The organism is Mesocryomonas lacus (genome assembly GCF_055730135.2).
This window is the reverse complement of the sequence record NZ_JBUZWE020000001.1, coordinates 405,295-432,267: the sequence shown is the minus strand read 5'-3', so window position 1 is coordinate 432,267 and position 26,973 is coordinate 405,295. Positions and strand designations below refer to the sequence as shown.

The following is a 26,973-nucleotide window of genomic DNA, read 5'->3' as shown; positions in this document are numbered from 1 at the left end:
CGCTCCCGCCGCCGATGTTTCAAGCCTTACGCCGGGCGGCTTCAGAAGAAGCCGAGCGCCTTCGGCGAGTAGCTGACCAGCATGTTCTTGGTCTGCTGATAGTGGTCGAGCATCATCTTGTGGTTCTCGCGGCCGATGCCGGACTGCTTGTAGCCGCCGAACGCCGCGTGGGCGGGATAGGCGTGGTAGCAGTTGGTCCAGACGCGGCCGGCCTGGATGCCGCGGCCGAAGCGGTAGGCGCGCGTGCCGTTGCGGGTCCAGACGCCGGCGCCGAGGCCGTAGAGCGTGTCGTTGGCGATCGCCATCGCGTCCGCGTCGTCCTTGAACTTCGTCACGGACACCACCGGGCCGAAGATCTCTTCCTGGAAGACGCGCATCTTGTTGTGGCCGGCGAAGATCGTCGGCTCGACATAATAGCCGCCCGACAACTCGCCCTCGAGATTGGCGCGCTGGCCACCGGTGAGCACCTCGGCGCCTTCCTGGCGGCCGATGTCGAAGTAGGAGAGGATCTTCTCCAGCTGGTCGTTCGAGGCCTGGGCGCCGATCATAGTCGAGGGATCCAGCGGGTGGCCCTGTTTGATCGCCTTCACCCGGGCGACCGCCCGCTCCATGAACTTGTCGTAGATCGACTCGTGCACCAGCGCGCGGCTCGGGCAGGTGCAGACCTCTCCCTGGTTCAGCGCGAACATCGCAAAGCCTTCGAGCGCCTTGTCGAAGAAGTCGTCGTCCTCGTCCATCACGTCGGCGAAGAAGATGTTCGGCGACTTGCCGCCGAGCTCCAGCGTCATCGGGATGAGGTTTTCCGAGGCGTACTGCATGATCAGGCGACCCGTCGTCGTCTCGCCAGTGAAGGCGATCTTGGCGATGCGGGTCGACTGCGCCAGCGGCTTGCCGGCCTCGACGCCGAAACCGTTGACGACGTTGACGACGCCCTCGGGAATGATGTCGCCGAGGATTTCCATCAGCACGAGGATGGCGAGCGGGGTCTGCTCGGCCGGCTTCAGGACGATGCAGTTGCCGGCGGCGAGCGCCGGGGCGAGCTTCCAGATCGCCATCAGCAGCGGAAAATTCCACGGGATGATCTGGCCGACGACGCCGAGCGGCTCGTGGAAGTGGTAGGCGACGGTATCCTTGTCGATCTCGGAAATGCCGCCTTCCTGCGCCCGGATCGCGCCGGCGAAGTAGCGGAAATGGTCGACCGCCAGCGGCAGGTCGGCATGCGTCGTCTCGCGGATCGGCTTGCCGTTGTCGAGCGTCTCGACCATGGCGAGGAGGTCGAGGTTTTCCTCGATCCGATCGGCGATGCGGTTCAGCATGCGCGAACGCTCGGCGGCCGAGGTCGACCCCCAGGCGTCCTTCGCCTTGTGCGCGGCGTCGAGTGCGAGCTCGATGTCGGCGGCGCTGGAGCGCGCGACCTTGCAGAGAAGCTTGCCGGTGACCGGGCTCGGATTGTCGAAGTAGCGCCCGTCGGAGGGCGCGACCCACTTGCCGCCGATGAAGTTGTCGTACTGCTCGCGGATCAGGACCTTCTTCGAGACCTGGTCGAGTGCCTGCTGGAACATTTTATCCTCCCGGGATCGTTGCGCCTTGCGCACTCCGCCGTCTTTCGGCGGGTGTTCAGGCCGTTGCCCCTCGCCCTTCACGGGTCATATGGCGCCTACGGCGAAGGTGGAGGTGGCTGCACGAAACGCTCGCTGCTAACTGCAGTTCGGCGCCCGGAACGGCCTCCCCCGATGGCCGGAGATTGCGCGGATTGCCGTCGATCGTCAACGGCCTATTGATGGCCTGCTTCGTCGCGGCGCGGGCCGCCCTGTCGTGCCAACGGCTGGCACACGGCCGGCTTTGGCGGCGCGACCATTTCGGAGTCACAGCGCTTGTTCGGGTCAGCGCGCATCCCCATCTCGCCGAGGACCCTGTCCGGGCCCCTCTGGCGAGCCTCCGCTCGTGATGTCGGACATTTTCCCGGATAGAACCTATGGAAGCCTTCTTCGTCGCCCTCATCTCGTTCTTCCTCATCGATCCGCTCAAGGCGGAGATGGGCGAGCGTTTCGGCAATCTGTCGCCCGCGACGGTCTCCAGCATATCCCGCTGCGTGGCCGGCGCGACCCCGGTGCTGATCCGCCAGGCCGGCGAGGATCCGTGGTGGGCGGCGACCAACGTCGTCGGCATCTGGAGCGGCATGACCCCGCCGGAAGAAGTCCTCACCCGCGCAACGCCGGAATGCGCCACCGCTATTGCCGCCGCGCGCGATGGGTCGAACGAGCCGCAGAGCTGAGACGCCCGCATGGCACTGGCCTGCATTTCTGAAGAAATAGCGGCTGCGCCTCGGCGCTGAGGAGTTGGGGCGGGCTGAGGATAGCCCTGTCCTGCGGCCTCGGTTCAGACGACCGGCGGCATTTTGATAACGCGCACTCGGCCCGGCCGGCGGGTGTTGAGGCGGCGGGTGCCGAAATAGGTGCCGACGGCGGTCGCCAGCAGGATCAGGCCGATCAGGCCGATGATGTGCATCTCGGTCAGGCCGTCGAACTCCATCATGCCACGGCCCGCAAGCCAGCCCGGCGCGAGCATTACCGGCGCCCAGACGCAGGCAGACAGAACATTGGCGATCTGGAAGCGTTTTTGCTCCATCGCCATCATGCCCGCGACCAGTGGGACGGTCGAGCGGATCGGGCCGAGGAAGCGGCCGATGAAGACCGAGGCGAAGCCGTATTTTCGGAAGAACAGCCGGGTCTTGGCAACGGAATGGCGGTAGCGGTTAAGCGGCCATTTGTGGACGATGCTGGGTCCGAGCCAGCGGCCAAGGAAGTAGGAAACGATGTCGCCCAGGACAGCGCCGACGACGGCGCCGATGAGCACGGGAACGGGGGTGACGACGCCGGCCCCCAGCAATCCGCCGATGACGACCATGACCGCCGTCGCCGGAATCAGCAGCCCGACAATCACCAGGGATTCCCCGAAAGAAATCAGCCCAACGATGGGTCCCGCCCACATCTGGTTGTCTTTCAGGAGCTGCGTCAGATCGGCGAAAAATGCTTCCATCATCAGGCCTTAGCATCCGCCATTTGAAAAATCTCTAAACTTGTCGCGAGAGCAATCGGCCCGGCGGCTGCAGCGCCGGATTTCCTTCGGCCCCGTTACCATGGCGCAACGTTATCCCGGCTCTGTAGAGGGCGTGTGACGGCTGGCCCCCGCAGCGCTCCGCGCTTGCATCGCTCCGCTCCCGCGGTAACGCGGAGGCGCGGGCCTACGGTCCGACCCGCCCGTTCACGCCGATGACGCACCGGGTGCCGATGACCGTCCCATCGTCGGCCTCTCCCGGCCTAGATGCGCCCAGGCCGGCCGTTCGAACAGGAAGGTCCAGCCGAGCCGACGGCTGGCTTGCCAGATCAGCAGCGGCACGAGCACCGATGCGACAGTGGTGATCAGCGAGACGAGGCCGATGTCGGGAATGATGCCGGTCTTCAGCAGTGCCGTGCGGACCACCGCCATCGGCAGGAAGAAGGCGAGATAGACGACGATCGAATGCTCGCCGAGAAAGCGCAGTGCCGGCCCGGCATACGGCACCCCGACGAGCAGCGTCGCAAACACGATCACCGCCAGCGCCCCGGCGACCCCAAGCGCCAGCGAGATGCCAGGCGCCGCGCTCCAGCCGGACAGAACGGCTGCCAGTTCGACCCCGGCCCAGGCTAACAGCGCGATCAGGGAAGCCTTCTTATGCGTCCCGGTCCACTCCGCCACCGCAAAGACTTGGCTGGCCAAAGCGTAGCCGGCATAGAAGTAGACGAACCGCTCGCAGAACTCGTCGATCGCGACATATCCCGTGCTGATCGGCGTAATTTCGAGGACTGCGCCGGCGAGCAGCATCAGCGGCACCGGCACGTTCCGCGCCAACCTCACGACAACGGCAAAGACCGGCAGCATCCAGATGAACCAGAGGGTGCCGAAAGGCTCGACGAAGATCGCCAGAAGATAGGCCTGGAGCATGGCGCCGACGCCCTCTTCCATGGCCATGCCCGGCCCCTTGAAGGCGAACTGGATGGTCAGCCACAGCAGGTAGAAATAGAGGAAATGCACGACGCGTCGGTCGAGGAAGCTGCGCCAGTCGCGGTCGATCACCCGGGACAGGAAGAGGCCGGAGATTAGGAAGAAGTCGGGCATGCGGAACGGCCGGGCGAACTCGACAATCGCGCCCATCCAGCTCGTCTCGCCCACCGCCTTCTCGACGCCGAGCGTCGAGTGCATCATCACCACCATCATGATGCAGAAGCCCTTGGCGACGTCGACCCAGTCGAAGCGCTGCCCCGGCGGAGACGCCGTGGCGTCGTCCGCCGCTTTGGCAGGAGCGGGTTTCGGTGGCGTGGCGTGCGAGATCTGTTCCATGCCGTCTTCCTTCGTGCCGTTCCCCGGTGCGACACTGCACTGGAGAGCCGCCGCGATCGGGGCGCGGCACGCTCCAGCCGCCACCCTAGCGTCAACGCGCGCGGCGCGGCGAGAATTGTCGCGGGATGGCTAAGGACGCAAGCGGCGTCGGCGGCGCCCCTCATTGCCGATGGACACCAGCGGTGCCATCTGCCGCTGGTGGCTGACGAACAGCACGAACAGGAGGACCCGGCATGGCGGACGAGAGCGAGAGCCCAGAGACCAAGCTGACCCGCAGCAAGAAGCGCTGGGCCGAGGAGGGCCGCTTCCTCACCGGCCGGCACGCCCGGCCCGAGACCGAGCGCCTGCCGCCCGGCCAGCACCTCGTCACCAACTGGCCGGTGCTCGATCTCGGCATCCAGCCGGAGATCGCGACCGAGGAGTGGTCGCTGACCATCGACGGCGCCGTCGCGCGGCCGCTGCGCTGGAACTGGGCCGACTTCACCGACCAGAATCAAAGCGAGAGCGTCTCCGACATCCACTGCGTGACGACCTGGTCGCGCTACGACAACCACTGGCGCGGGGTGACGACGCAGGACCTTCTGGCCGCCGTGGAACCAACGCCCGAGGCCGCCTTCGTCACGCTGAAATCGGATGACGGCTATACCACCAATCTGACTCTGGCCGACTTCGCCGCCGAGGGCGCATTGCTGGCGCACGCCTGGGAGGGGCAAGCGCTGACCGCGGCGCATGGTGGTCCGGCGCGCCTTATCGTGCCGCACCTCTATCTCTGGAAGAGCGCCAAATGGCTGAAGCGCATCACCTTCCAGACCGAGGAGCATCTCGGCTACTGGGAAGTTCGCGGGTATCATCGCCGCGGCGATCCGTGGAACGAGGAACGCTATTCGGACTGAGGCGCGGCCCGACCGCGCGACATGCCAAGACGCGGGAATGCGACCGCATCCGGCGTTAAGGCACCAATTCCGCGGTGCGAAAAATCGAATCCGCTTTCGCCTGCAAGGCTTTGAAAGAGAACATGTCGATCGGCAGCGCCGTGGCGCCGTTCTCAGTCAGATCGGCGAGGATTTCGCCGATGACGCTGGCGAACTTGAAGCCGTGGCCCGAGCATGGCGAGGCGACGATGATGCGCGGATCGCCCGGCGCTGTATCGATGAGAAAGTCCTCGCCCGGCAGCATGGTGTAGCGGCAGACGACGGCATCGAGCCGGCGGCCTGCAGCCTGCGGCAGGCGACCCGCGATAAAGCCGTCGGTCACGGCAAGGTCGGCGTCCCGAACCGGCGGGTTCGGCTCATCGGGATCGATCGGCTCGAACAGGTGCGCGTGCTTGCCGACCTTGACGCCGGCGTCGCCGAGCGCGGGAAAGCCGAAGAACGAGCCGCCCTCGCCCTCGTCCCGGATGAAGCAAGGCATCGCCGCCAGCGGTCCCGCCATCGCCGCGTCGCGTGGGCCATACCAGGCCACCACCTGGCGGATGGGGGTGGCATAGGACTTGAGTGCCGGCACGAGTTCGGCGATCCACGGCCCGGTAGCGACGACGACCTTGCCCACCCGCACCCGCGAATGCCCGGAGACCACCGTCACGCCGCCGCCGTCCGGCTCGATCGCGGTCACCCGCTCGCCGAGCCGCAGCAGCGCGCCGCGTGCCGCCGCAAGCTTCAGGTGCGCCATGACGGCGAGCTCGGGTCGGAGGTAGCCGCCTTGCGGGTCAAGCACCGCGATGTCGCCCGCGTCGAGCGCGAACATCGGGTAGCGCGCCGCCATCGCCGCCTTGTCCAGCACCTCGTGCGGCAGTTCGTGCAGCGCGCAGGCCTTCAGCGTGCCGGTCACGATCTGGCTGGCCGGCTGGCCCATCTGCAGCACGCCGTTGATCTCGAGCACCGGCGCCCCGGTCTCTGCGGCGAGGCGCCGCCAGTTGGCGTAGGCGCGTTTCAGCAATGGCACATAGGCCTCGCCCTCGAAGTAGCCGAGGCGGATGATGCGGCTGTCGCCATGCGAGGAGCCTTGCGCATGCGCAGGAAAGTTTGCCTCAAAGCCCACGGCGCGAAGGCCACGCCCGGCAAGATGGGCGATCGCCGCGCTGCCCATGGCGCCGAGGCCGATTACCGCGACGTTGAAATCCAGCGGCGCGGTCATCGACGGCACGGCGCAAATGGAGGGATGGCGATCGGGGACATAATGGCTCCGTCATAAAGCGCAGCAGTGTTCGGCTCGGTACGCACGGCCGCCGGAAGGCGGCCGGCGGTTGAGTTGCGACCGGCGTAGCCGGAGACGGGCGGGCGGACAAGGCATCGACCGATGCGGGCGCAGCACGCGTTTCAGCTCTGGGGGATGCGACGCCATGCGAACCGGTGACGGTGCGTCGCGGCTTGGCAGCCAATCGAGGCGATCACATCTCGGAGCGATGGGCTATCACTCCGCCTGAAGCTCGAAAGGATGCAGTATGGAAATCGGTCTCAGCTCGTTCGCCGAAACCACCCCCGACCCGGTCACCTCAGTCGTCGCCAACCACGGGCAGCGGCTGCGCGAAGCGGTGGAGGAGATCGTCCTTGCCGACAGGGTCGGTCTCGACGTCTACGGCCTCGGCGAGCACCATCGGCCGGACTATGCCTCGTCGGCCCCGGAACTCGTGCTGGCGGCCGCCGCGACGCGGACGACGCGCATCCGGCTGACCAGCGCCGTGACGGTGCTCTCCTCGGCCGATCCGGTCCGGGTGTTCCAGAACTTTGCGACGCTCGACGGGCTGTCCAACGGGCGCGCCGAGATCATGGCCGGGCGCGGCTCGTTCATCGAATCCTTCCCGCTGTTCGGGCAGAACCTCGACGATTACGACGATCTCTACTCGGAAAACCTCGAACTTCTGCTCGCCATCCGCGAGCGCGAGGTGGTGTCCTGGCGCGGCGGCCACCGTCCGGCCATCGACCAGCGCGGCGTTTATCCCCGCCCCGTGCAGCATCTCTTGCCCGTCTGGATCGCCAGCGGCGGCAACGCGCCCTCGGCCGCCCGCGCCGGCGCGCTCGGCCTGCCGCTGGCGCTCGCCATCATCGGCGGCAGCCCGGCGCAGTTTGCGCCGCTGGTACGCCTTTACCGCGAGGCCGGGGCGCGTGCCGGGCACGATCCGCAGAGCCTGAAAGTCGCCGTCCACTCGCACGGCTTCGTGGCCGACACGTCGGCGCGGGCGGCCGAGCTCTTCTTCCCCTCGACGGCGATCGCGATGAACAAGATCGGCCGCGAGCGCGGCTGGGCGCCCTACTCCCGCGCCGGCTTCGACAATGCCCGCAGCCCCAACGGCGCGCTGTTTGCCGGCAGCCCGGCGGAGGTCATCGCCAAGATCCTCCTCCTGCGGGAGAACCTCGGCATCGACCGCTTCCTCCTGCACACGCCGGTGGGCAGCATGCCGCATGCCGAGGTGCTGGAGACCATCCGGCTCTACGGCACCGAGGTCGCCCCGGCGGTACGCGCAGCGATTAAGGCGACGTAGGCTTCGCCGTAGCGTCGACGGCCGTGGCAGAGCCTTCGACCATCTCCTGACGCTTCGCCCAGCAGGGGTCCCAGGTCGGCACCGGGCCGAAATGGGCGGCGAGGAAGTCGACCAGCGCCCGGACCCTGGCCGTCATCGAGCGCCCGGGCGGCATCACCGCGTAGACGCCGACCTCCTCGGGCGCCCAGTCGGTGATCAACGGGACCAGGCTGCCGTCGGCGATCGCGGGGGCGACGATAAAGGTCGGCAACAAGGCGACGCCGAGCCCTGCCCGCGCCATCTCGCGCAACGCCTCGCCGTTGTTCGCCCGGATTCGCCCCGTGACGCGGGCGCTCTCGGCGGCGGCGCCGCGTCGAAACTGCCACTCTGTCGACCGTGCCGTGTTGGTATAGACCATCAGGTCGTGATCGCTGAGATCGCGCGGGCGCTGCGGCGTGCCGCGGGCGGCGAGATAGGCGGGACTGGCCACCGGCACCGCCGCGACCGGTGCGAGCTTGCGGGCGATCAGGCTGGAGTCCGGCAGCTTGCCGATCCGCACCGCCATGTCGAACGGCTCGGTCAGGAGGTCGACGCGCCGGTCGTCGAGCGCGAGCTCGAGGTCAACGCGCGGATGCCGCTCCAGAAAGATCGCCAGCGCCGGGGCCAAATGGTCAACGCCGAAGCTAATCGAGGCGGCGACGCGGATGGTGCCGGCGATCTCGGCGGTCGCCGCCGCCACCGCCTCGTGCGCGGCCTCGAGGTCGCCGAAGATCACCGAGACCCGGATGTGATAGTCACTGCCGATATCGGTCGGCGTCGCCCCTTTGGCGCCGCGCACCAGCAGCCGCGCGCCGAGCCGCCGCTCGAGATTGGCCACCCGCCGCGACACGATCGATTTCGAAACCCCGAGCCGCTCGCCCGCGCGCGCAAACCCGCCGGTCTCGACCACGGCGGCGAAAGCCTGGACTTCGACGAAATCGACCGAGGAGCGTTCCATGTTCTGCAACACCGAGGCGGGAAAATGACGACTGCCGGAAACAGCGCCGGAGCGATATCTATTCGCCATCCTTACAGCATCCGGAAGGCATGAGCATGAGCATTCTCGTCATCAAGAGCAGCGCCAGCGGCAAGAACTCCCTGTCCGGAAAGCTGGTCGACCAGCTGGTCGCGCGTCTCGTCGCGGCGGATCCGAGCCTTGCCGTCGTCGAGCGCGACCTCGACGCGTCGCCGGTGCCGCATGTTCAGTCCACCACCCTCGGCAGCATCGGCCGCGCTGCGCCGACCGAGGGCGCCGACGCGATCCGCGACCTCGCCAATGCGATGATCGCCGAAGTCCACGCCGCCGACATCATCGTGATGGGCGTGCCGATGTACAATTTCGGCATTCCGTCGACGCTGAAGGCTTGGTTCGACCATGTGCTGCGGGCCGGCGAGACCTTCGCCTACGGTGCCGAGGGGCCAAAGGGCCTCGTTGCGCCGAAGCCAGTCGTGGTCATCGAGACCCGGGGCGGCGCCTACAGCGAAGGGCCGACGACCGTGCTCGATCAGCAGGAGCCGCATCTGCGCAGCATGCTCGGCTTCATGGGCCTTCGCGATGTCGACTTCGTCCGGGTCGAGAAGCAGGCGATGGGTCCCGAGAACGCGGAAGCACAGATCGCCAAGGCCGCCGCCTGGATCGAAGGCTTCAATCTCGCCAAGGCGGCCTGACCCGCAGCGTCCGCCGGCCTGTCCCGACCGCGGGACGGGCCACCCAGGCGCGAAGAGGCGAGCCAACTCGCGGGTCGTCGCCGCGACAGAGCGACAGAATGCGCCTTCGCGCCCGCCATCATTGTGCTTGGCGCGGCGCCGGCGCGTGCTAGACTCGGCTCAGCGGAAGCCAATTGCAGCACGCCCGGTCCGCCGGAAACCCTGTCGTTCCCGACCGCCGCCATCACAGCGGGCCCGGGCTGATCGCCCGGCCCCAGACCTTACGGAGAGCGGACGATGAAAGAGAGCAAGGGCAAGACCAAGAAGCCCGCACCACCCAAGCAGAATGCTGCGGCCCCCAGCCAGAAGATGGCCGGCGCCGCCCCGCCAAAGCCGAAGAAGTAAAACGCGCCGCGCCGCCGGGTGCCGGGTTCCCGAAAGGCGGACCCGGCCTTAGGCGGTGCCGGCCGGCTTCGGAAAAGCCGAGGTCAGGTCTCGTATTGTCCTGCTTTCCCGCGCCGGGGATTTTGGCAAGACTTTCTTCTGATGCACTCTGCCCGCACGGCCGTCTTGTACCGTCATCGGCGCAACCTGGCGCCCATCTGCAGGAAAGTCCGCCATGATCCTCTTCGAAGATCAGACTGTCTGCTTCCGACAAGATGGTGTCCTCACCGTCGAGATGGCCGTGACGCCAGCCGGACTAGCCGGACTAGCCGCCCTTCACTCCGACGCAGCAGGCCGGCAGGCGCTTGCCGCGACGGGAAGAACCGCATGACCTTTTCCATCGTCGCGCGCTGCGCCGAGACCGGCATGTTTGGCGTCGCCGTCGCCTCCTCCTCACCAGCTGTCGCCGCGCGCTGCGCCTATGCCGCGGCCGGCATCGGTGCCGTCGCCAGCCAGAACGTCACCGATCCCCGCCTCGGCCAGCAGGCGCTGGACCTGTTGGCGCGCGGCGCCTCGGCTGCCGAGACGGTCGCCATCCTCGCGCGCGTGGCGCCCCACCCGGAATACCGGCAAGTGCTGGCCGTCGATGCGGCGGGAAAGGCCGCGATCTTCTCCGGCGCCAAGGCGCTTGGCATTTTCGCCGAGGCGACCGGCCCGAACGTCGCCTGCGCCGGCAACCTCCTCGCCGATGCCGGTGTCCCGGCGGCGATGGTGGCGAGCTTTGCCGCCTCCTCCGGCCCACTCGGCGACCGGCTCATCGCGGTCCTGCAGGCGGCGCTCGGCGCAGGCGGCGAGGCCGGGCCGGTCCGCTCGGCCGGGCTGAAGCTCGTGCGCGACGTCGCCTGGCCGGTGGCGGACCTGCGCTGCGACTGGAGCGAGGCGTGCCCCATCACCGAACTGGACAGGCTCTGGCGCCGCTACGCCCCGCAACTCGACGCCTACGTCACCCGCGCGCTCGATCCGCGCGAGGCCCCGAGCTATGGCGTACCCGGCGACCGCTGACGCCCCGCCACCTCAAGCGATCTCCATCGGCCTGCTATAGCCCGACCACCAGCCGCTCGATCAGCCCATCCATCATCGCGTCGCAGCGGGCGAGCTGCTCCTCCGTCACGAATTCGTCGGGCCGGTGGCCTTGCGCCATCGAGCCGGGGCCGCAGACGACGATGGGAATGCCGGCGGTCTCAGAGAACAGACCGCCCTCGGTGCCGAAAGCCACCTTGATGGTGCGGTTGGTGCCGGTCAGCGACTGGACGAACTCGACGACCGCGGCATCGCGCGCGGTGTCGAGGCCCGGGTAGCCGCCGGTGGTGGCGATGTCGATGCGGGCGTCGGGATCGGCAGTGGTGGCGACGATGCGGCTTGCCTCCTCCTCCAGCTGCCGGATCATCGTCTTCGGGTCGTCGCTCGCGAGGTGGCGGATCTCAAAATCGACCTCGGCATAGTTCGGCACGATGTTGGGACTGGTGCCGCCGCTGATCCGGGCGACATGCAGCGTGGTGTAGGCGACGTCGTAGTCGTCGTCCTTCGTGCCGTGGGCGGCGACCTCGGCCTGCAAGGCCCGCACCGCGCCGACGAAATCCGTCGCCAGATGCAGCGCGTTCAGCGCCATCGGCGCCAGCGCCGAATGGCCTTCGCGGCCGTGGCAGCAGGCGCGGTAGAAGCCCTTCCCCTTGTGGCCGGTGGCGACGACCATGTTGGTCGGCTCCCCGACGATGCCCATCAGCGGCTTCACCGGCGCGCCCGCCAGCATCTCGATGAGATCGCCGACGCCAATGCAGCCGATCTCCTCGTCGTAGGAAAGAGCGAGGTGCAAGGGCGTGACCAGATTGCGTTCGGCGGCGCGCAGCGCGGCGGCGACGGCGGAGGCGACAAAACCCTTCATGTCGGCGCTTCCGCGGCCGAACAGCCGCCCGTCGCGGCGCGTCAACTGGAACGGATCGACGCTCCAGTCCTGGCCCTCGACCGGTACGACGTCGGTGTGACCCGACAGCATGACGCCCGGAACGCCCCGCGGGCCGATGGTGGCGAACAGATTGGCGCGGGTGCCGCTCTCATGCGGAATGATGTCGATCTCGGCACCGGCTGCCGAGAGCAGGCCGCCGACATAGTCCATCAGCGGCATGTTGGGGGTGCGCGACAGGGTCGGGAAGGCGATGAGCCTTTCCAGGATGTCCAGGGTCGTCGGGGGGCGCTGCATACGGGAGTGTGTCCTCTGCTGTCTATTATCCGGAATACGACATTTCCGACTGGTCTTGCGTCGCTCCAGCGCTGCCTTTCGTGAAGGACGGCGTGGCAGGCGTGGGTCATCCTTCGCGACGGACTTATCTAATGCTCAGTAAAGCTTGCCAAATTTCCGATGCCAAGCCCATCAAATCAGCAAGCCTGCATTAGAATTAAGCATCAAATTTTTTGATGACGAACTGTGCGAAAAACGAATGAATCCGGTTGACCGCAACGCAATGAGGTCGTTGACTGCGGCATCAGCGGCTGCCGATACCCTCGGCGGCTGACCGGAACAAGAGGCCAGATCACCGCATGAATGGCTCGGCATCAGCATTGGATACCTCCTCGGGGCAAGGTGATCGGGCCTCGTCGGTTCGCTTCCAGAACGTCCAGAAAAGCTATGACGGCGAGGTCCTCGTCGTGAAGAACCTCAACCTCGACATCGCGTCGGGCGAGTTCCTCACCATGCTCGGCCCGTCGGGCTCGGGCAAGACGACGGCCCTGATGATGCTGGCCGGCTTCGAGCCCGCGACACACGGCGAGATCTACCTCAACGGCCAGCCGATCAACCACGTCCCGCCGCACAAGCGCGGCATCGGCATGGTGTTCCAGAACTACGCGCTGTTCCCGCACATGTCGGTCGCCGAAAACCTCGCCTTCCCGCTCAATGTCCGCAAGATGCCGCGGGCCGAGGTCGAGAGCCGGGTGCGCAAGGTGCTCGCCATGGTCAAGATGGAGCAGTTCGGCAACCGCCGGCCGGCCCAGCTCTCCGGCGGCCAGCAGCAGCGCATTGCGGTGGCCCGCGCGCTGGTGTTCGAGCCCGAGCTGGTGCTGATGGACGAACCGCTCGGCGCGCTCGACAAGCAGCTGCGCGAGCAGATGCAGTACGAGATCAAGCACATCCACGAGAACCTCGGCGTCACCGTCGTCTACGTCACGCACGACCAGACCGAGGCGCTGACGATGTCGGACCGGATCGCCGTCTTCAACGACGGCGTGATCCAGCAGCTCTCGACCCCGAACGCGCTCTACGAGGCGCCGCAGAATTCCTTCGTCGCCCAGTTCATCGGCGAGAACAACCGGCTGCACGGCACCGTCAACCGCATCAGCGGCGACACCGCCGAGGTCCGTCTCGACAGCGGCGAGACGGTGCGGGCACGCGACGTGAACTCGGGCGGCATGAAGTCGGCGACGACGATCTCGCTCCGGCCCGAACGCATCGCCTTCGATCCGGCCGAGGGCAGCGTCGACAACATCCTCGAGGGACGGATCGAGGAACTGATCTACCTCGGCGACCACATCCGCGTTCGCATGACCATCGCCGGCAATTCCGATTTCGTCGTCAAGCTGCGCAACGAGTCGGGCGGGCCCGCCATCGGTGCCGGCCGCACCGCGCGCGTCGGCTGGAAGTCGGCCGACTGTCACGCGCTCGACCGCATGGCCGGCTGAGCCACAGGCTTTCTGTCGGCGTCCTGCGGGGCGCCCATCATCCTTTCGAGACCAACGGCCTTGCGGTGATCGCGGGCTTCAAATGGGGAAGTGCATCATGCGTTTCATGACTTGGATGGCGTCGACAAGCATCGCTGTCGGGCTTCTCACCACGGCCGCGACCGCGGGCGAGATCACCGTTGTGTCCTGGGGCGGCGACTACGCCAAGAGCCAGGACGAGGCCTATTTCAAGCCGTGGACGGCGGCCACCGGCAACAAGGTGAAGTCGGTCGACGCGGACAATCCGAAGACGCCGATCAAGGCCCAGGTCGAGGCCAAGAATGTCAGCATCGACGTCGCCGACGTCGAGTTCTCAGATGCCGTGCGCTACTGCGACGAGGGCCTGCTGGAGCCGCTCGATACCAAGACGCTGCCCGCCGGCATCGACGGCACCGCGGCCGACAAGGACTTCATCGAGGGTGCGCTCGGCGACTGCTCGGTCGCCAACATCGTCTTCTCCACCGTCTTCGCCTACGACACCTCGAAATTCTCCGGCGCGAAGCCGACGACCATGGCCGACTTCTTCGACATCCAGAAGTTCCCCGGCAAGCGCGGCCTGCGCAAGGACCCGAAAGCCAATCTCGAAATGGCGCTGATGGCCGACGGCGTGCCGGCCGCCGAGGTCTACGAGACGCTCGACACCAAGGAAGGCGTCGACCGCGCCTTCAAGAAGCTCGACCAGATCAAGGGCAACGTCGTCTGGTGGGACGCCGGCAGCCAGGCTCCGCAGTTGCTCGCGGACGGCGAGGTGGTGATGACCACCGCCTATAACGGCCGGATCTTCGGCGCCCAGATCAAGGAGAACAAGCCGTTCGCCATCGTCTGGGACGGGCAGATCCTCGACATGGACTTCTTCGTCATCCCGAAGGGCGCGCCGAACAAGGATCTCGCCTGGGACTTCATCAAGTTCGCCACCGGCTCCAAGCCGCTGGCCGACCAGGCCGCCTGGATCTCCTATGGCCCGGCCCGCAAATCTTCCGGCCCGCTGGTCGGCAAGTTCAACGACGGCAAGACCGACATGGCCCCGCATATGCCGACAGCCGAGGCGAACATGGGCAACGCCCTCGTCAACAGCTTCGAGTTCTGGGCCGACCACAACGACGACATGCAGGCTCGCTTCGCCACCTGGCTCGCCAGCTGAGCTGAACCCAGAAGCGGCGGGGTCTTGCCCCGCCGTTTTCGCATCACCCGGACTGCCGCCTGCAGAAGGCACGTCCAGCGAACAAGGCGGAAAGCCCATGAGCGACATGCTCCTCGACGCCCGCAGCGCTTCGGCCAGACCCAGCGGCCGGCCGGCCATCGTCGCCGCCGACGGAACGCCGCTGAAGCAGGCGCTGATGCGCGCCACCCGCCGCGCGCGCTGGCGCGCCTTCGCCTTCGTCGCGCCGCTCGGGCTGTTCATCCTCCTGACCTTCGCCTTTCCCATCGGGCAAATGCTCTGGCTCAGCATCTGGAACCCGACTTTCGGCGATGCCATGCCGCGGACGACGGCCTATTTCAGCGCCAATGCCGGCCTCGGGGTTCCCGGCGAACCCGGCTTCGAAGCGCTGGCGCTCGACATCAAGGATGCCCAGGCGGACCGGACGCTCGGCCAGGTCGGCACCCGCATCAACTATTCCATGCCCGGCGCCAATTCGCTGTTCAAGAAGACCGCCCGCGGCGTCGCCAAGCTCGAGGCCGGACCTTACAGGGAAGCCCTCGTCGCCATCGACAAGGACTGGTCGGATCCCGCGATGTGGGATGCGATGCGCCGCGCCTCGTCCTCTATCACCGGCGACTTCTACCTTGCCGCCGTCGACCTCACCCGCGACGCGTCCGGCAGCATCGTCACCATGCCGCCGGAGCAGAGCATCTACGTCATGCTGTTCATCCGCACGCTCTGGCTGTCGGCGGTGATCGCCTCGATCTGCCTGGTGCTCGGCTTTCCCGTCGCCTATCTCCTCGCTACGTTGCCGATGCGCACCTCGAACCTCCTGATGGTGCTGGTGCTGCTGCCGTTCTGGACGGCGCTGCTGGTGCGCACCACCGCCTGGCTGGTGCTGCTGCAGGGCCAGGGCGTCCTCAACAACATCATGGTGGCGCTCGGCATCCTGTCCGAGGATGGCCGGATCGAGATGATCTACAACCGCACCGGCACGATCATCGCCATGGTGCATATCCTCCTGCCCTTCATGATCCTGCCGCTCTACTCCGTCATGAAGACGATCAAGCCGCACTACATGCGCGCCGCGATCTCGATGGGCGCGACGCCGGCTCTGGCCTTCCGCAAGGTCTACATTCCACAGACGGTCCCCGGCATCGGCGCCGGCACGCTGCTCGTCTTCATCCTGGCCATCGGCTACTACATCACGCCCGCCCTAGTCGGCGGCGCCTCGGGCCAGCTGATCTCCAACACCATCGCCTTCCACATGCTGTCGTCGCTGAACTGGTCGCTGGCGGCCGCGCTCGGCGCGATCCTGCTGGCCGGCGTGATGCTGCTCTACTGGCTCTACGATCGCCTCGTCGGCATCGACAACATGAAACTCGGCTAGGAGACGGACGATGGCGCTGCCGATCTACGCGACCCCGCTCGACCGTTTGACCTATTACGGCTTCCGTATCTTCTGCGGACTGGTCTTCCTGTTCCTGATCGCCCCGATCCTGATCATCATCCCGCTCTCGTTCAATGCCGAGCCCTACTTCACCTACACCAAGGCGATGCTGACACTCGATCCGGCGGCGTTCTCGATGCGCTGGTACGACCGGCTGCTGACCTTCGGCATGGCCAACCCCGATGCCCCCCGCGACATGGCCTGGTGGTGGGACGTCTGGAACAATGCGCAATGGGTGCACGCGGCGAAGAACTCGATCATCATCGGCGTGTCCTCGACGATCCTCGCCACCGTCCTCGGCACCATCGCCGCGCTCGGCCTGTCGAAGAAGGAAATGCCGTTCCGCAAGGTGATCATGGCCCTTCTGATCTCGCCGATGATCGTGCCGCTGATCATCACCGCCACCGGCCTCTTCTTCTTCTACTCGGCCACCGGGCTCGCCCACACCTATATCGGCATCATCATGGCGCATGCGACGCTGGGCATCCCCTTCGTCATCATCACCGTGACCGCGACCCTCGTCGGCTTCGACCATTCGCTGACGCGCGCTGCCGCCAATCTCGGGGCGCCGCCCTCGACCATCTTCTTCAAGGTCATGCTGCCGCTGATCACCCCCGGCGTCATCTCCGGCGCGCTCTTCGCCTTCGTCACCTCGTTCGACGAGGTGGTGGTGGTGCTCTTCGTCGGCAGCTTCGACCAGCAGACCATCCCGCGGCAGATGTGGAACGGCATCCGCGAGCAGATCTCGCCCTCGATCCTTGCCGCCGCGACGATCCTCGTCCTCTTCTCCATCGCCCTCCTCACCGCCGTCGAGCTGCTGCGCCGCCGCTCCGAGCGGCTGCGGGGCGTGACGCCCTCATAGGCGTCGCGCGCGGGCAGCGTTGCGGCCGGTCGCCCAGACATCCGCTTGCCGCCCCCAGCCCCCGCTGCTAGTCTTTCCGCAGGCCAATACCGCCTGCCGCTCGCGCCCCTTGGGGCATGGTGAAGGTATCGCGACACACCCGTCCTCCGCTCCTCGTTGAACGGCGAACGCGTCGGCAGTGCGAGCCCCGGCATCTCGTTCGCCTGACAGGACGGATGGAAACATGCGCAGTTTTCTCGATGCCAAGATCATGGCGAAGAGCCTCCGGGCAAATCTCGAGCAGCGGGGCACGCCCCTCTCCCACAGCCAGTGCCTGGAAATCGTCGCCGGCCAGTTCGGCCTCGACAGCTGGAACGTGCTCGCCGCAAAGATCGGCGATGCGGCCGGCTTCTCCACCGACGCCGCCCGGGCCATCGGCTTCCACGAGACCGCGCCGATCTTCCGCACCTTCGCCGAGGACAAGGCGAAGGAGTTCTACCTCGGCTTTCTCGGCTTCACGCTCGACTGGGAGCACCGTTTCCACCCCGGCGCGCCGCTCTACTGCCAGGTGTCGCGCGCCGGGCTGATCCTGCACCTCAGCGAGCACCACGGCGACGCGACGCCCGGCTCCACCACGTTCGTCGCCATGCGCGGCATCCGCGCCTTCAACGCCGAAGTCCTCGCCCGCCGCTATGCCAACAATTCTCCCGGCGTCGAGGACATGCCCTGGGGCCTGGTGATGGAGGTCATCGACCCCTTCGGCAACCGCATCCGCTTCTGCGAGCGGCCCGTGGAAGCCGAAGCGAACGGACAGGCACCGGTTACAAGCGAACCCGTCATGGTCTGAAGGCGGTGCGTGTTGGTGTCACGCCAACACGGACAATCTCGACGCTTCGCGAATGTTCTAAATCTCGTCATCCTCGCGCGCAGCGCGGGGACCCATGCCGAGGCGCAGAACGCCGTTACAACGGCGGAGGCAGCCCGCCTCTGACGAAACGGAGCGGAAACGTCCCGGCATGGTCCCCGGCCTGCGGCAGAGGATGACGAGCGTCGGAGTTCGCGTCCCGGTCACGCGATGCCCGACAGTTCAGCGCGCAGGCAGGGTCGCTGAAGACCCAGCACGACGGCCTTATCCGTGTATGCCAAACCCCGGCCGAGCCGCCGCTTCGATCGACTGCGGCAGGATGAACGGTACGCCGGCAGTCGGCGGCTGGCCGACCCGCAGCTGGATCCCGAACACGTCAGCGAGCAGGCCATCCGCCAGGACCTCCGACGGCATCCCCTCCGCCGCGATCCGCCCGGCCTGCATCACTAGCATCCGGTCGGCGAAAGTCGCGGCAAGGTTCAGGTCGTGCAGGATGGCGAAGACCGCACCGCCGGCGTCGGCGAAGGCGCGGGCGATAATCAGAACGGCGATCTGGTGGCGGATGTCGAGGCTCGACGTTGGCTCGTCAAGGAACAGGGTGCGCGGAACGCCTTCCGCCACCGGCGCGCCGATCTGGCAGAGCACTCGGGCGAGATGCACCCGCTGTTGCTCGCCGCCAGAGAGTTCCTGGAAACGCCGCGCGCCGAAGCCGGCGAGTTCCACCTTCTCCAGCGCCGCGAGCGGCTCGAGCCGTCGCCGCTCGAGCGTCAGGCCAGGGCGCCCGTCGAGGCCGAGCCGCACCACTTCCAGCACAGTGAACGGGAAGGCGAGGCCCGCGCTCTGCGGCAGCACCGCCCGCTCGCGGGCGAGCGCCTGCGGTGTGAACCCCGCGAGCGGCCGGCCGCGCAGCGTGACCCGGCCTGCCTGCGGCGGTATTTCGCCGGTCATCACCTTCATCAGCGTCGACTTGCCGGCGCCGTTCGGACCGACGGCGATCGTGAGCTCGCCCGGCCGCACCTTGGTGCTGATGTCGGCCAGCACGTCCCGCGATCCCAGCCGGACGGAAATGCCCTCGAGCGCCAGCATGGATGCCTCACAGGTCGATGATGCTGCGGCGGCGCAGCAGCATCCAGAGGAAGAAGGGCGCGCCGATCGCCGCGGTGATGATGCCGATCGGCAGCTCGGCTGGCGCGGCGATGGTGCGGGCGAGCATGTCGGCGGCAATCAGGAGGATCGCCCCAAGGAGGCCGGAGGCCGGCAGCAGCGCGCGGTGATCGGCACCGATGGCAAGGCGCAGGAGGTGCGGGACGACGATGCCGACGAAGCCGATGACGCCCGAGGTCGCGACCGCCGCCCCGGTCGCCGCGGCGACGAGGAAGATCGCAAGGTTCTTCAACCGCTGGACGGAGACGCCGACATGGAAGGCCTCCGCCTCGCCCAGCACCAGCGCGTTCAGCCCGCGGCTAAGCACCGGCGCGGCGAGGATCACCGCGAGCATGATCGGTCCGCTCGCGGCAAGCTTGGCCCAGGACGCGCCGCCGAGGCCGCCGAGGCTCCAGAACGTGATGTCCCGCAGCTGCTGGTCGTCGCTGATGTAGACGAGGAGGCCCATCACCGCGCCCGACAAGGCGCTGAGCGCGATACCGGCCAGCAGCATGGTGGCGACCGAGGTGCGCCCGCCGCGCGTCGCGATGAGATAGAGCACGATGGTGGTTGCGAGCCCGCCGAAAAAGGCCGCGAGCGGCAGCGCGAAGCTGCCGGGCACCAAGGGGCCTACGAGGCTCCCCCCGAGCACGATCATGCCGACAGCGGCGAGCGCTGCGCCGGCCGAGACGCCGACGAGGCCGGGATCGGCGAGCGGGTTGCGGAAGAGGCCCTGCATGACCGCGCCTGCCACCGCGAGCGCCGCCCCGACGAGCCCGCCGAGGAGGATGCGGGGCATGCGGATCTGCCAGACGATGATGTGGTCGCCGCCGAAGCGGGCCAGCCCGTCGGCGCCAGCAAAAAGGATCGCCACCACCCGTCCGGGGGCGAGCCCCGCCGGGCCGACGCCGAGCGAGAGCACGCCGCAGGCGAGCAGCGCCGTTGCCAGCATGGCGAGGGCGAACGCTGCCCGGAGCGAGCGATCGCCCTCGCGCGCCGCTGCCGAGGCCAGCCGCAGCCGGGAGGCCATGGCATTCATGGCCGCGACAGCGCCAGGTCGGGGTAGAGCCTGCCGGCCAGTTCGCGCGCGGCGGCCGGGGTGCGCGGGCCGAAGCCGAGGAGGTAGAGCGCGTCCATGGTGATCACCGCCTTGTTGCGGCCGGCCGATGTCTCGGACAGCGCCGGCAAGGCGACGGCCGCGCTCGCATCGTGCGCCGCACCGCCGCGGTCCATCATCAGGACGACGTCCGGCTGCAGCGCGGCGGCGGCCTCCCAGGACAGCGCCTTGTAGCCTTGCATGTCCGCCAGCACGTTGTCGGCGCCGGCCAGCCCGATCATGCTGTCGGCCGCGGTGCCCGAGCCGGCCGCCATCGGCCGGCCATCGGCCAGCGACAGGATGAACAGCACGCGTTGCCGCTGGCCGACCCCGGCCAGATCGGCCTTGAGCTTCGAGAGATCCGCCGCCATCGTCGCGGCGAGCCTTTCGCCCTCGGTGCCGCGCCCGACGGCGGCGGCGACGGTCCGCACCTTTTCCGCCAGCGCCCCGGCATCGTGCCCGGCCGGCACGTGCACCACCGGCACCCCCGCTCCGTCGATTAAAGCGACGGCGTCGGCCGGACCGGCGCCCGCCTCCATCAGGATCATGTCTGGCGAGAGCGAGAGCACGCCCTCGGCCGACAGCGCGCGAATGTAGCCGACATTCGGGTGCGCCTTCGCCTCGGGCGGATAGAGGCTGGTCGTGTCGACCGCCGCGATCCGCTCGCCTTCGCCGAGCGCATAGAGAATTTCGGTGACGGCGCCGCCGACCGAGACGATGCGCTGCGGCTCGGCCGCGCCGGCCGGCAGAGCAAGCATGACCAAGACGGCTGTTATCCCGGGAAGCCGGATCTGGAACGGGATCATCGGGACCTCACTTGGTCAGGATCAACTTGCCGGCGCGGGTGAGGCGCAGGCGGTAGAGCACGCCGTCGTGGACGATGCCGATTTCCCGCGCCGCGCCGAACAGGTCCGACGCCTGGAAGTGACGAAACGGCAGCGGAAGATGAGCGGTGTCGCTGGACGCGAACAGAGACGGGTCGGTCGGGATATCGGCAGCATTCATGGCAATACGATCAGCTTTAGAATGATTCAATTCTGGAATGATTCAAACAACTTAGATGTATCCAGTTATTTGTTGACTCACATATTCATCTTTAGGTAGGAGCGTCAACCAGGGGGCTGCCAGCGCAATGCTGGCAACGGCCCAGGCACCGCCAGCACGGCCATGCGTTTCCGCTGACCCAGCCCGCAATGCTTTCCTTTCACCAAGCCCCAGGGAGTATTGCGATGGGTAGCCGCACGCGCCTTTACGCCGGAGTTGCGTCCGGTCTGATTACCGCCCTCGCAATGGTCCGGCCCGGCCTTGCGCAAGAGGCCGTTCCGGCCGGCGCCATCGAACTCGCGCCGGTGACCCTGTCGGGGGCAACCGGCAGGGTTCCGGCGACGAAGGCCGCCAGCGTCCTCACCCACCGCGTCACCCGGCCCGAGATCGACGCCGCGCAGATCGAGGATCCCGACGATATCGGCCGGCTCGATCCCGCCGTGAACTACAGCGAGGGGTCGAAGAGCTTCAACATCCGTGGGCTCGACAAGGCGCGCGTACTGACGACAGTCGACGGCATCCGCATTCCCTGGATCGAGGACGGCGCCCGCGGCCTTACCGGCGGCGTCTCAGGCTTCGACTTCAACACGCTGTCGCAGCTCGACATCGTCAAGGGTTCGGATTCCAGCCTGCTCGGCTCGGGCGCGCTCGGCGGCGTCATCGCCCTGCGGACGATCAATCCGGAGGACCTCCTCGCAGACGGCAAGGTCTTCGGCGGCGTCTCCAAGGGCAGCTTTGACAGCAAGGACCAAAGCTGGGGCGTCGAGCAGGCGCTGGCCGCCCGCATCGACCAGACCTTCTTCCTCGTCCAGGGCGGCACCCGCGAGGGCCACGAGATCGAGAACCAAGGCGATGTCGGCGGTTTCGGCGCGCTGCGCACGGAGAAGAACCCGCTCGACTTCGACCAGGACAACGTGCTGGCCAAGGTCCGCCAGCATGTCGAGGGCGGCCATGTCTTCGGCCTGACGGCGGAATCCTTCGACCGGGACGACGACATCGAGAGCCGGACGTCCTCGATCGCCACCTACCGGCCGGGCTCGGCGATGCAGGACGAAAGCAATGCGCGAAAGCGCGTCTCGGCGAGCTACGAATACGATCCGGGCAACACCGACGGGCTGATCGACGCGGCCGAGGCGGTGGTCTACTGGCAGCGCCAGCAGCTCGACAGCGACTTCTCCGCCGTCCGCCTGACGACACCCAGCGGCGCCTACCGCCGGTTGACCGAGCGCGAGGAGGAAACCTACGGCGTCAACGGCAGCCTGCTGTCCGAAGCCGAGCTCCTTGGAGCAACGCACGGCTTCACCGTCGGCGGCGAACTCTTCGCCAGCAAGGCTTCGTCCGCGTCGATCGGCGAGGACAGCTGCCCGGCCCCGCCCTACACGGGCCGGTTCTACAACTGCAACTTCCTCCACTCCAACCAGTCCGACATGCCCGACGTCGATGGCACGACGCTCGGCATTTTCCTGCAGGACGAGATCGCGCTCGCCGACGGCAAGGTCCGCATCACCCCCGGCATCCGCTACGACTGGTACCGCCAGACCCCGCAGGAGACGCCGGGCTTCACCGACAACGTCACCTATACCGGCCTGCCGGACGAATCCTCGGACTCGGCCTTCTCGCCAAAACTGCGCGGCGAATGGGACATGGGGCCGGGCGTCACCCTGTTTGCCCAATGGGCGCAGGCCTTCCGCGCGCCGACGGCGTCGGAGCTCTACCTGAGCTATGGCGGGCCCGGCACCTATCTCCGCCTCGGCGATCCCGCGCTCGAGCCGGAAACCAGCAATGGTTTCGAGATCGGCGCAAAGCTCGGCGACGAGATTTTTGGCGGCTCGATCAACGGCTTCTACAACCGCTACAAGAATTTCATCGACGCGGTGTCGGTGACGCCCGCCGAGGTCGGCATCCCCGCCGGCACCTATCCCATGGGCATTACCCAGACGCTCAACCGCGACAGTGTCGAGATCTACGGCGCGGAAGCCGTGGTCTACTTCAACCAGGACCTCGGCTGGCACGGCTTCGCCTCGTTCGCGAGCTATCTCGGCCGGGACCGGACGACCGGCGAGCACCTGAACTCCATCCCGGCGCTGAAGGGCGTTCTCGGCGTTGGCTATGGCTTTGAGCAGTTCGGCGGCGATCTCATCCTCACCGGCGTCGCCGCCCGCAACAAGGTGGAGAACGACCTGTCGAAGACGCCCGCCTACGGCCTCGTCGACATCACCGGCTGGTGGGCGCCGGAAGCGCTGCAAGGAGCAAAGCTCAAAGCCGGGGTCTACAACCTGCTCGACACCACCTATTATGACGCCCTCGACATCCCCGATAGCGCCACGCTACCCAAGGAATACTACACCGAGGCGGGCCGCAGCTTCAAAGCGACCCTCACCTTCCAGTTCTGACCGCCGCCGGGACGCCTCGGCGCACCCGGCCACCCCAACCGGCCCGGCCCTTGCCGCCGAGCCGGCCTTCTCCGCCGAAAGGACAGCCGATGTTTATCGCCATGAACCGCTTCAAGGTCGCCAAGGAATCGACTGATGATTTCGAGCAGATCTGGCTGAACCGCGAGAGCCAGCTCAACACGCTGCCCGGCTTCGTCGAGTTCCAGATGCTGCGCGGGCCGGAAGCCGAGGACCACGTCCTCTACGCCTCGCACACGACCTGGAAGACCAAGGCCGACTTCGAGGCCTGGACTAAATCCGAGGCCTTCCGCGCCTCGCACGCCCGCACCAACACCTCCGGCCGCGCGCCGACCTATATCGGCCATCCGCAGTTCGAGGGCTTCGAAAGCTTCCAGCACATCGTCGCCGCCCCGGCCGTCGACGCCGCCTGACGCCGGCACACGCTTGCCGGCAGCAAAGGCCCGGATGCGCCGAGAGGCGTGTCCGGGCCTTGCATCGTAAGCGGCCTCTTTCGCCGACGTCGGCGGGCGGCCTTAGTCTTCCCCGGCGCATTCGAACGATGTCGGCTTGTCGCCGATGTAGCCCGGAAGTGCCTTCGCCGCCGGGCTCAGCGCCAGCGAGAGAGCCGTCTTCACCATCGACTTCTCGTCCGCGCTGACCGCAGCCGCCTGGAGTTTCGGCTGCGCCCGCATCCAGTCGGCCCAGATGAACTCCGCGAATTCCTTCTGCTCCATCTCGGAGCGGCAGAACCCGCCGGCCTTGCGCAGCCGCCAGGCGAGACTGCGGTACGGGTCATCCGGAAGCTGTACCAGCGACGCCGGCAGCTGGCTTGGCTGAAGAGGCTTGCCGTTCTCATCCGCGAGCCGCACCATCTGATCCTGGGTGAGTCCTTGCCAAAAGTCCGCCTCGGGCTCGAAGGCGGGTCGGGCAACGATCTCGCACAAGGCGTTCGGATGACCGGCCAGGCGCCAGGCATCGGCGCCGTGATGATGATCGGTGATGAACAGGGCGCCCCCCGGCCCGTGGACGACCTTGATGGGGTCGGCGGCAAGCGCGCGCATCGCCTTCTTCGGCTTGTCCTCGATCTTGGCGGCCTTGCTCTCCACTTCATCGAGGCCGATGGCGCCCTGCAAGGGCCGGAGTTCGCGGACGTCGCAGGTGCAGACCGTGCCGGCGGACGTCCTGTCCGAGCATGCTGCGTCGGCCGCAGCGGCGGAGCCGGATGGAATGGCCAGGAGAACCGAGACTCCCCAGCACATGATGATCGCCTTCATGGACGCCCCTCCCCGTTCAACGACCAAGACGCCCTACGTCCGGCGATGACGAGGTCACCGCCCCCGGCGGTCAGCCGGCTGCTCGGTGAAGACGATATACCTTGGAGACCGCGCGTCCATTACTTGAATGGCCGCGATGATGACCGAGGCGAAGAGATCGTCAACGCCCCGGTCGGAAGCCGCGTTGATCAGGTCCAGCGGCCCCTCAGGCTTCCCCGATGACGACGGTGTGGGCGGGCGACCAGACGAGGTCGACGGCGGCGCCCACGGAATGCGGCCGCGCATCGCTGTTCTGGGCAAAGACCTTGAAGCCCTGTCCGGCGCCCTCGGCGACATAGGTCAGCGCCTGTCCGGCATAGACCGTGGAGACGATCCGCGCCGGCACGCGGTTCACCGGCTCTCCCGTCATGGCGCCCGACGCGGCGCCGGCTGCCACGATTAAGATCTTCTCCGGCCGCACGGCCAGCGTCACCCTTGTCCCGGCAGACGGCAGCGCCGCGGTCGTGCCAATGGCGGTACCGTCGGCAAGCGCGATGCCCGCAGGCCCAACCGTCCCCTCGAGGAAATTCATGTCGCCGAGGAATTCTGCAGCAAAACGGGTGCTCGGCCGTTCGTAGACCTCGGCGGGCGCTCCGATCTGGACGATCCGGCCCTGGTCGAGAATGGCGATCCGGTCCGACAGCGTCAGCGCCTCCTCCTGGTCGTGCGTGACGAAGATCGTGGTCAGGCCGCTCTCGCGCTGGATGCGCAGCAACTCGACCTGCATCTCCTGGCGCAGCCGACGGTCGAGCGCCGAGAGCGGCTCGTCGAGCAGCAGCACTTTCGGCCGGGTGACGATCGCCCGAGCCAGCGCCACGCGCTGCTGCTGGCCGCCGGACAATTGCTTCGGCTTGCGGGCGTCGAACCCCTCCAGCCGCACCATCTCCAGCGCCCGGCCGACCTCGCGCTTCGCTTCCAAGCCGCGGATGCCACGTCGGTTGAGGCCGAAGGCGACGTTGTCGGCGACGCTGAGGTGGGGAAACAGCGCATAGTTCTGGAACACCATGCCGATGTTGCGCGCCCAGACCGGCACGTCGGTGACGTCCTCGCCGGCGATCGCGACGCGGCCGGCATCGGGCGCGACGAAGCCGGCGATGATCCGCAGCAAGGTCGTCTTGCCGGAGCCCGACGGCCCGAGCAGGCTGGTGAACGAGCCGCTGGCGAAGCTCGCCGTGATGTCGGCGAGCACCGGAGTCGCGCCAAAACGCTTGGCGACGGCGGTGAGGTCAACGGCGCTCATCGGCGGCTCCCGGTCGGGCGAGCAAGGCAAAGCCCAGGATGACCAGCATCGAGCCGATCAGGAGGATGGTGGAAATGGCGTTGATCTCCGGCGTGAAGCCCTTGCGGATCGCCGAATAGATTTCGACCGGCAGCGTGCTCGCCCCCGGCGTCGCGAGGAAATAGGAGACGACGAACTGGTCCAGCGAGACCGCGAAGGCGAACAGCGCCGCGCCGACGATGCTCGGCACCAGCAGCGGCAAGGTCACAAGGAAGAAGGCCGCGAGCGGCCGCGCGCCGAGGCTCATGGCGGCCTCTTCGAGATCGACCCGCACGGTCGCGAGCCCGGTGCCGACGACAAGCACGACATAGGGGATCGCCAGCGCGACATGGCCGATCAGCATGGCGTGGAAGCCGCGGCCGATGCCGGTCCAGAAGAAGAAGACCAGCATCGCCGTGCCGGTGATCAGCCAGGGGATGGCGATCGGCGGCAGCAGCAGCAGTTTTAGCAGCGTCTGGCCGCGAAACGTCCGGCGCGAGAGCGCCACCGCTGCCATGGTGCCGAGCGCGGTCGCCAGCACCGCCGTGATCGCGGCGATCGAGAGGCTGTTGGAACCGGCGCGGATCAGCTTCGCATTGCCCGCAAGCGCTTCGTACCAGCCCGTGGTGAAGGTGAATGGCAGCGCGTAAAGCGGCGACTCGTTGAAGCCCATGGCGATCATCACCGCGATCGGCAGATAGAGGAACACGAGGACGAGGCCGAGGTAGAATTTAGCTAGTCGGCGCATGGC

At 67.3% G+C, this 26,973-nt stretch carries 25 protein-coding genes; 12 read left to right on the top strand and 13 right to left on the bottom strand.

The genetic code is table 11. The annotated features are described in order from the left end of the window. Positions 1-41 precede the first annotated feature (41 nt). The gene (gene adh / locus ACZLZY_RS02035) at positions 42-1,562 is read right to left on the bottom strand and encodes an aldehyde dehydrogenase (protein ID WP_472931748.1); all 1,521 of its coding nucleotides are present in this window, start codon (positions 1,560-1,562) and stop codon (positions 42-44) included. A gap of 413 nt (positions 1,563-1,975) precedes the next feature. On the opposite strand from adh, the gene ACZLZY_RS02030 reads away from it, so the two are divergent. Continuing rightward, positions 1,976-2,275, top strand: coding sequence for a hypothetical protein (locus ACZLZY_RS02030; RefSeq protein ID WP_472931746.1), 300 nt, complete (start codon positions 1,976-1,978; stop codon positions 2,273-2,275). Positions 2,276-2,379: 104 nt separating this feature from the next. On the opposite strand, the gene ACZLZY_RS02025 is transcribed toward ACZLZY_RS02030, so the two are convergent. Together ACZLZY_RS02025 and ACZLZY_RS02020 are read right to left on the bottom strand one after the other, a co-directional pair. Beyond that, positions 2,380-3,039, bottom strand: coding sequence for a DedA family protein (locus ACZLZY_RS02025; RefSeq protein WP_472931949.1), 660 nt, complete (start codon positions 3,037-3,039; stop codon positions 2,380-2,382). A gap of 225 nt (positions 3,040-3,264) precedes the next feature. Further along, the gene (locus tag ACZLZY_RS02020; RefSeq protein WP_472931745.1) at positions 3,265-4,380 is read right to left on the bottom strand and encodes an acyltransferase family protein; all 1,116 of its coding nucleotides are present in this window, start codon (positions 4,378-4,380) and stop codon (positions 3,265-3,267) included. A gap of 233 nt (positions 4,381-4,613) precedes the next feature. Here ACZLZY_RS02020 and ACZLZY_RS02015 point away from each other — a divergent pair, with 233 nt between their 5' ends. Beyond that, positions 4,614-5,273: a sulfite oxidase-like oxidoreductase gene (locus ACZLZY_RS02015; protein WP_472931744.1), complete on the top strand. Its 660-nt coding sequence runs from the start codon at positions 4,614-4,616 to the stop codon at positions 5,271-5,273. Between the two features lie 55 nt (positions 5,274-5,328). Here ACZLZY_RS02015 and solA read toward each other — a convergent pair whose 3' ends face one another. Continuing rightward, on the bottom strand, positions 5,329-6,513 hold the full coding sequence (gene solA, locus ACZLZY_RS02010) for an N-methyl-L-tryptophan oxidase (protein ID WP_472931743.1): 1,185 nt from the start codon (positions 6,511-6,513) through the stop codon (positions 5,329-5,331). Positions 6,514-6,820: 307 nt separating this feature from the next. On the opposite strand from solA, the gene ACZLZY_RS02005 reads away from it, so the two are divergent. Beyond that, positions 6,821-7,858, top strand: a complete 1,038-nt coding sequence (locus tag ACZLZY_RS02005) for an LLM class flavin-dependent oxidoreductase (RefSeq protein WP_472931742.1) — start codon at positions 6,821-6,823, stop codon at positions 7,856-7,858. On the opposite strand, the gene ACZLZY_RS02000 is transcribed toward ACZLZY_RS02005, so the two are convergent. Further along, positions 7,845-8,903, bottom strand: coding sequence for a LysR family transcriptional regulator (locus ACZLZY_RS02000; RefSeq protein ID WP_472931741.1), 1,059 nt, complete (start codon positions 8,901-8,903; stop codon positions 7,845-7,847). The two genes, ACZLZY_RS02005 and ACZLZY_RS02000, sit on opposite strands and share 14 nt — an antisense overlap. Before the next feature lie 26 nt (positions 8,904-8,929). Here ACZLZY_RS02000 and ACZLZY_RS01995 point away from each other — a divergent pair, with 26 nt between their 5' ends. Continuing rightward, positions 8,930-9,544: an FMN-dependent NADH-azoreductase gene (locus tag ACZLZY_RS01995; RefSeq protein WP_472931740.1), complete on the top strand. Its 615-nt coding sequence runs from the start codon at positions 8,930-8,932 to the stop codon at positions 9,542-9,544. 750 nt (positions 9,545-10,294) lie between these two features. After that, complete coding sequence (locus ACZLZY_RS01990; RefSeq protein ID WP_472931739.1) at positions 10,295-10,969, top strand: DUF1028 domain-containing protein; 675 nt, start codon at positions 10,295-10,297, stop codon at positions 10,967-10,969. Between the two features lie 34 nt (positions 10,970-11,003). Here the strand turns inward: ACZLZY_RS01990 and argE are convergent, their stop codons facing one another. Beyond that, entirely contained in the window at positions 11,004-12,164 is a 1,161-nt protein-coding gene (argE, locus tag ACZLZY_RS01985) for an acetylornithine deacetylase (RefSeq protein WP_472931738.1), read from the bottom strand. 338 nt (positions 12,165-12,502) lie between these two features. Here argE and ACZLZY_RS01980 point away from each other — a divergent pair, with 338 nt between their 5' ends. The 5 genes from ACZLZY_RS01980 to ACZLZY_RS01960 all read left to right on the top strand — a co-directional run bounded on the left by ACZLZY_RS01980 (position 12,503) and on the right by ACZLZY_RS01960 (position 17,957). Further along, positions 12,503-13,639, top strand: coding sequence for an ABC transporter ATP-binding protein (locus ACZLZY_RS01980; protein WP_472931737.1), 1,137 nt, complete (start codon positions 12,503-12,505; stop codon positions 13,637-13,639). A 97-nt stretch (positions 13,640-13,736) separates the two neighbouring features. Next, positions 13,737-14,819, top strand: coding sequence for an ABC transporter substrate-binding protein (locus ACZLZY_RS01975; RefSeq protein ID WP_472931736.1), 1,083 nt, complete (start codon positions 13,737-13,739; stop codon positions 14,817-14,819). 97 nt (positions 14,820-14,916) lie between these two features. Next, positions 14,917-16,209 (top strand): ABC transporter permease, encoded by a 1,293-nt coding sequence (locus ACZLZY_RS01970; protein ID WP_472931735.1) that lies wholly within the window; start codon positions 14,917-14,919, stop codon positions 16,207-16,209. 10 nt (positions 16,210-16,219) lie between these two features. Then, positions 16,220-17,131, top strand: coding sequence for an ABC transporter permease (locus ACZLZY_RS01965; protein ID WP_472931734.1), 912 nt, complete (start codon positions 16,220-16,222; stop codon positions 17,129-17,131). A gap of 223 nt (positions 17,132-17,354) precedes the next feature. After that, positions 17,355-17,957 carry a glyoxalase superfamily protein gene (locus tag ACZLZY_RS01960; protein WP_472931733.1) on the top strand — a complete coding sequence of 201 codons (603 nt, stop codon included), beginning with the start codon at positions 17,355-17,357 and terminating at the stop codon, positions 17,955-17,957. Between the two features lie 282 nt (positions 17,958-18,239). Here ACZLZY_RS01960 and ACZLZY_RS01955 read toward each other — a convergent pair whose 3' ends face one another. From ACZLZY_RS01955 to hemP, 4 genes are read right to left on the bottom strand one after another with little or no spacing between them, the layout of a single operon-like run. Then, the gene (locus tag ACZLZY_RS01955; protein ID WP_472931732.1) at positions 18,240-19,061 is read right to left on the bottom strand and encodes a heme ABC transporter ATP-binding protein; all 822 of its coding nucleotides are present in this window, start codon (positions 19,059-19,061) and stop codon (positions 18,240-18,242) included. A gap of 7 nt (positions 19,062-19,068) precedes the next feature. Beyond that, positions 19,069-20,148, bottom strand: a complete 1,080-nt coding sequence (locus ACZLZY_RS01950) for a FecCD family ABC transporter permease (protein WP_472931731.1) — start codon at positions 20,146-20,148, stop codon at positions 19,069-19,071. A 5-nt stretch (positions 20,149-20,153) separates the two neighbouring features. Beyond that, positions 20,154-20,972: a heme/hemin ABC transporter substrate-binding protein gene (locus ACZLZY_RS01945; RefSeq protein WP_472931948.1), complete on the bottom strand. Its 819-nt coding sequence runs from the start codon at positions 20,970-20,972 to the stop codon at positions 20,154-20,156. Positions 20,973-21,027: 55 nt separating this feature from the next. Further along, positions 21,028-21,219 carry a hemin uptake protein HemP gene (gene hemP / locus ACZLZY_RS01940; RefSeq protein ID WP_472931730.1) on the bottom strand — a complete coding sequence of 64 codons (192 nt, stop codon included), beginning with the start codon at positions 21,217-21,219 and terminating at the stop codon, positions 21,028-21,030. 224 nt (positions 21,220-21,443) lie between these two features. Here hemP and ACZLZY_RS01935 point away from each other — a divergent pair, with 224 nt between their 5' ends. Both ACZLZY_RS01935 and hmuQ read left to right on the top strand, forming a co-directional pair. Continuing rightward, positions 21,444-23,651, top strand: a complete 2,208-nt coding sequence (locus tag ACZLZY_RS01935) for a TonB-dependent hemoglobin/transferrin/lactoferrin family receptor (RefSeq protein ID WP_472931729.1) — start codon at positions 21,444-21,446, stop codon at positions 23,649-23,651. Between the two features lie 89 nt (positions 23,652-23,740). Further along, positions 23,741-24,082, top strand: coding sequence for a heme-degrading protein HmuQ (gene hmuQ / locus ACZLZY_RS01930; RefSeq protein WP_472931728.1), 342 nt, complete (start codon positions 23,741-23,743; stop codon positions 24,080-24,082). 102 nt (positions 24,083-24,184) lie between these two features. On the opposite strand, the gene ACZLZY_RS01925 is transcribed toward hmuQ, so the two are convergent. The 3 genes from ACZLZY_RS01925 to ACZLZY_RS01915 all read right to left on the bottom strand — a co-directional run bounded on the left by ACZLZY_RS01925 (position 24,185) and on the right by ACZLZY_RS01915 (position 26,970). Further along, on the bottom strand, positions 24,185-24,925 hold the full coding sequence (locus ACZLZY_RS01925) for a ParB-like protein (protein ID WP_472931727.1): 741 nt from the start codon (positions 24,923-24,925) through the stop codon (positions 24,185-24,187). Positions 24,926-25,130: 205 nt separating this feature from the next. Beyond that, positions 25,131-26,204 carry an ABC transporter ATP-binding protein gene (locus tag ACZLZY_RS01920; protein ID WP_472931726.1) on the bottom strand — a complete coding sequence of 358 codons (1,074 nt, stop codon included), beginning with the start codon at positions 26,202-26,204 and terminating at the stop codon, positions 25,131-25,133. Continuing rightward, complete coding sequence (locus ACZLZY_RS01915) at positions 26,191-26,970, bottom strand: ABC transporter permease (protein ID WP_472931725.1); 780 nt, start codon at positions 26,968-26,970, stop codon at positions 26,191-26,193. Before ACZLZY_RS01915 ends, ACZLZY_RS01920 begins: the two co-directional genes overlap by 14 nt. Between the last annotated feature and the right edge of the window lie 3 nt (positions 26,971-26,973).

Coding starts and splice junctions, on each gene's coding strand:
- ACZLZY_RS01955 (WP_472931732.1), bottom strand. CDS start 19,061: ATGCTGGCGCTCGAGGGCATTTCCGTCCGGCTGGGATCGCGGGACGTG.
- ACZLZY_RS02030 (WP_472931746.1), top strand. CDS start 1,976: ATGGAAGCCTTCTTCGTCGCCCTCATCTCGTTCTTCCTCATCGATCCG.
- adh (WP_472931748.1), bottom strand. CDS start 1,562: ATGTTCCAGCAGGCACTCGACCAGGTCTCGAAGAAGGTCCTGATCCGC.
- ACZLZY_RS01965 (WP_472931734.1), top strand. CDS start 16,220: ATGGCGCTGCCGATCTACGCGACCCCGCTCGACCGTTTGACCTATTAC.
- ACZLZY_RS02000 (WP_472931741.1), bottom strand. CDS start 8,903: ATGGCGAATAGATATCGCTCCGGCGCTGTTTCCGGCAGTCGTCATTTT.
- ACZLZY_RS01920 (WP_472931726.1), bottom strand. CDS start 26,204: ATGAGCGCCGTTGACCTCACCGCCGTCGCCAAGCGTTTTGGCGCGACT.
- ACZLZY_RS02025 (WP_472931949.1), bottom strand. CDS start 3,039: ATGGAAGCATTTTTCGCCGATCTGACGCAGCTCCTGAAAGACAACCAG.
- hmuQ (WP_472931728.1), top strand. CDS start 23,741: ATGTTTATCGCCATGAACCGCTTCAAGGTCGCCAAGGAATCGACTGAT.
- ACZLZY_RS01975 (WP_472931736.1), top strand. CDS start 13,737: ATGCGTTTCATGACTTGGATGGCGTCGACAAGCATCGCTGTCGGGCTT.
- ACZLZY_RS01950 (WP_472931731.1), bottom strand. CDS start 20,148: ATGGCCTCCCGGCTGCGGCTGGCCTCGGCAGCGGCGCGCGAGGGCGAT.
- ACZLZY_RS01980 (WP_472931737.1), top strand. CDS start 12,503: ATGAATGGCTCGGCATCAGCATTGGATACCTCCTCGGGGCAAGGTGAT.
- ACZLZY_RS01970 (WP_472931735.1), top strand. CDS start 14,917: ATGAGCGACATGCTCCTCGACGCCCGCAGCGCTTCGGCCAGACCCAGC.
- ACZLZY_RS02005 (WP_472931742.1), top strand. CDS start 6,821: ATGGAAATCGGTCTCAGCTCGTTCGCCGAAACCACCCCCGACCCGGTC.
- ACZLZY_RS01935 (WP_472931729.1), top strand. CDS start 21,444: ATGGGTAGCCGCACGCGCCTTTACGCCGGAGTTGCGTCCGGTCTGATT.
- ACZLZY_RS02015 (WP_472931744.1), top strand. CDS start 4,614: ATGGCGGACGAGAGCGAGAGCCCAGAGACCAAGCTGACCCGCAGCAAG.
- argE (WP_472931738.1), bottom strand. CDS start 12,164: ATGCAGCGCCCCCCGACGACCCTGGACATCCTGGAAAGGCTCATCGCC.
- hemP (WP_472931730.1), bottom strand. CDS start 21,219: ATGAATGCTGCCGATATCCCGACCGACCCGTCTCTGTTCGCGTCCAGC.
- ACZLZY_RS02020 (WP_472931745.1), bottom strand. CDS start 4,380: ATGGAACAGATCTCGCACGCCACGCCACCGAAACCCGCTCCTGCCAAA.
- ACZLZY_RS01925 (WP_472931727.1), bottom strand. CDS start 24,925: ATGAAGGCGATCATCATGTGCTGGGGAGTCTCGGTTCTCCTGGCCATT.
- ACZLZY_RS01945 (WP_472931948.1), bottom strand. CDS start 20,972: ATGCTTGCTCTGCCGGCCGGCGCGGCCGAGCCGCAGCGCATCGTCTCG.
- ACZLZY_RS01960 (WP_472931733.1), top strand. CDS start 17,355: ATGCGCAGTTTTCTCGATGCCAAGATCATGGCGAAGAGCCTCCGGGCA.
- ACZLZY_RS01990 (WP_472931739.1), top strand. CDS start 10,295: ATGACCTTTTCCATCGTCGCGCGCTGCGCCGAGACCGGCATGTTTGGC.
- ACZLZY_RS01915 (WP_472931725.1), bottom strand. CDS start 26,970: ATGCGCCGACTAGCTAAATTCTACCTCGGCCTCGTCCTCGTGTTCCTC.
- ACZLZY_RS01995 (WP_472931740.1), top strand. CDS start 8,930: ATGAGCATTCTCGTCATCAAGAGCAGCGCCAGCGGCAAGAACTCCCTG.
- solA (WP_472931743.1), bottom strand. CDS start 6,513: ATGACCGCGCCGCTGGATTTCAACGTCGCGGTAATCGGCCTCGGCGCC.